The 3,628-nt window shown below is 39.3% G+C and carries 1 pseudogene; it reads left to right on the forward strand.

Annotation, left to right across the window (positions count from 1 at the left end):
• Positions 1 to 141 precede the first annotated feature (141 nt).
• Positions 142 to 2,814 (forward strand): annotated as a pseudogene (locus ABZA00_RS16665) (DUF3427 domain-containing protein); the annotation flags it as partial.
• Between the last annotated feature and the right edge of the window lie 814 nt (positions 2,815 to 3,628).

The raw sequence follows: 3,628 nt of genomic DNA on the forward strand, positions 1-3,628 counted from the left end.
ATCTCAGTTAATGTTGTATTTTCATTCCGACTAAGCGCCTTTTCTACTGCTTGTATCTTAAATGATGTTGTAAATTTTCTCTTCATTTTAATTTCCTCTAACTAAAAATTAGAGGCGACAACTATCCTGACACAGGGGGGAAGTGGCAAGCAGTTAAAAGTGATCACAACCTCTTATATGGGTGCGACCGATGCAAAAGCGGTTGAGTTTTTAGCATCACTGCCAAATACCGAGGTCAAACTCAGCTATAATACTAGCCGCGAACGACTACATGCAAAATCATACTTGTTTCTACGCAACACTAAATTTCACACCGGTTACATAGGCTCATCTAACCTATCTCATTCTGCATTAACCAATGGTTTAGAATGGAACTTAAAAATCACCTCGCAAGAGATCCCACATATCATTGAAAAATCACTCAGTACCTTTGAAACTTATTGGGAGTCACCTGATTTTGAAACGTTTAATGGTGATCTGGCAAGCTGTGATAAATTAAAACAAGCGCTACAAACAGCCCGAGGTGATTTTAGTAACAATGCCCCGAGTTATTACTTTGATATAACACCCCACTCGCATCAGCAATCTATTTTAAACAAATTGCAGGTTGAAAGAGAGCTGCACCAGCGATATAAAAACCTGATTGTGGCGGCAACGGGGACAGGCAAAACCATTATCTCAGCATTCGATTTTGCCCGTTTTTACCAAAGCAACCCCGGCGCTAAATTTCTCTTTGTCGCTCACAGAGAAGAGATATTAAAACAGGCGCTAGGCGCATTTCGTGGCGTACTTAAAAACAGCAGTTTTGGTGAATTATGGGTAGGGAATAATAAACCCAGCAGTTACAACCATCTGTTTGCTTCGATTATGAGTTTGAATAATCAAATCGACTCGCTAAAACTCAGCAAAGACTATTTTGATTATATCGTTATTGATGAAGTGCATCATATTGCGGCAAACAGTTACCGTGCTTTATTAAACCATTTTCAGCCACAAATATTATTAGGCTTAACAGCAACACCCGAGCGCCATGATGGTATCGATATTTTATCTGACTTTTGCAATGTTATTGCAGCAGAAATTCGTTTACCAGAAGCGATCAACCAGCGCCACCTGTCGCCCTTTCAATATTTTGCCGTTGATGATGACACCGATTTGAGCAGGATCCCTTGGTCTAAAGGCCGTTACGATGTAGCTGAACTCACCAAGATATACACTCATAATGATCAAAGGGTTTTGCGTATTTTACAAAATCTCGGTGAGATCATTACCGATATCAGTATGATGCGAGCTTTGGCATTTTGTGTCAGTCGCGAACACGCTAAGTTTATGGCGCAAAAATTCACATTGAAAGGGATTAAATGTGACATATTGACCAGTGACAATAGTAATGAGCGTGAAATACAGCAGCAACGTCTGAAAAGCAGAGATATCAATATCTTGTTTGTGGTCGATATCTTTAATGAAGGTGTCGATATTCCAGAAATTGATACCCTGCTATTTTTACGTCCGACAGAAAGCTTAACCATATTTCTGCAGCAGCTTGGTCGTGGGCTCCGGCTAACAGAAGGTAAAGAGTGTTGTACCATACTTGATTTTGTTGGCAACTCTCGCCCAGAATATGACTTTTCACAAAAATTCAGGGCGTTAGTCGGTAAAACAAATCAATCTATTGGCAAAGAGATAAAACAAGGATTCCCGCAATTACCCATTGGCTGTCGCATTGAATTGCAAGAAAAAACCCAAGCGATGATCCTCAAGAATATCAGCAATGCAATCTTGAATAGAAACAGGTTATTACGAGAGATTAATAACTTCCCGCACATCACTCATCTGCCTTTATCACTCAGCAATTTTTTACATATCTACCCAAATATTACCTTGGAAGATATCTATAAAATAAAACTTTCCAGCCCATTAAATTGCGGAGGCTGGAGTGCATTACTTACTGCCAGTAAAAGTGACAATCATACAAAAACACCTCCAGAGCTTTTTGCGGCCTATTATCGCGCCATTAATAACCGGTTATTAAACTGCACATCGATCTCATACTTAAAATTTTTACAGCGATTATGCAAAGACAATTTCATATTTAATGAGAACGATAATGCCGCTAACACAGTTCAGCAAAACCGGCTCTTTGCCTTGATGTGCCATTACGATTTTTGGGATAAAACAGGATCTCAACTTGGCTTTAAATCATTAAACGAAAGCTTACAAACCCTACATAATACAAGCCTACAAAGTGAACTCTTTGAAGTGCTGGCATTATTAATAGAGAGGTTAGAAGTAAACGAATTTCCAATGCCGACGGGTTGCAATAAGACTATCGATACTTCACCACTAAAAATGCACGTTCGTCATCCGAAAGAGCATATTATGGTCGCTTTTGGGGACTCCACTTTTAACAAAAAATCATCCAGCCGGGAAGGTGTATTAAACCTTCCAGAGATAAATACCGAGCTGTTATTTGTCACGCTTAACAAGTATGAAAAGCAATTTTCGCCGACCACGATGTATCATGACTTTGCCATCAGCCCCAGCCTGTTTCATTGGCAAACGCAAAATAGTGCAAGGCCGAATACAGGTAAAGGCTTGGCTTATATCACTCAAAAGCAGACAGGTAAAACCATACTGCTGTTTGTCCGCGAACAAGCCAAAGATGAAAATGGTCGTACCATGGGTTTTGTAAATTTTGGGCCGGTGGATTTTGTAAAATTTGAAGGCAGCCAGCCGATGAATATCACCTGGAAATTAGCACAGCCAATGCCAGCTTATTTGTGGCACGATACAGCGAAGTTGGCTGTGGGGTAGAGGAAAACTTACTATATGATTATCAGGCCTTTCGTTTTAACAAAAACGATGAGAGGTAAAAAAGATGTAAGTGAAAGGCCTAGCCTGGTCATTTACGCCTTAGGAACTAAAAATAAGTGACAAGATCAACTTGGTCACAGCTACGCTCGTTTCACGCAAAAAAGCGAGTGTGGCGCTAGCATCAATATATTAATGAGTATTAAGCTTACTTTATCTAAGTTGAGTTGTGAATAACCAGGTATTTTCAGTGCGGATACTGTAGTGCTTTGTTCTTAATTCGGTACGTATTGATTCAATAAAAGCGGAACTTGGCTTATTGACTCTTCTTGCAACAAGTCGGCTTTTATATACAGGGATGAATCAAGTAATGGGTGTTGCCCATTATATGCACACTTGATGCGCAAGTTTCGCATGCTTGATACTTTAACCTACTGAAAAAAGTTGTTTTGGGGGCATTTATAGAGATCTCTATAAATGAAAATGCATCAATTCACAATCATGTGTTGATCTATCTAACTGTTTTATAAAACAGTTGTTATATAGTTCTTATCAATAGATAAAGTTTACGTGTGTACTGGTGAGAATGTAGGCTAATACACTGTTATGTTTTTATTCGGAGAATTCATGAGTACTAATAAGGCTGGTGATATAGGTGAAGAGAATGTACGTGAAGTGCGGCGGTTTTCAAGAGAGTTGTCGCCTGACGTTTAAATTTATGCCACCTTATTCTCTTTTATTTCAGTCTTTGACTTCTCTGGATTAAGCCTGACTTCTTTAACTGGTGCCCAATTTTTGATTTCACCTGACCAACGAC

Origin of the sequence: Psychromonas sp. (assembly GCF_041586535.1) — a bacterium.
Lineage (GTDB): Bacteria > Pseudomonadota > Gammaproteobacteria > Enterobacterales > Psychromonadaceae > Psychromonas.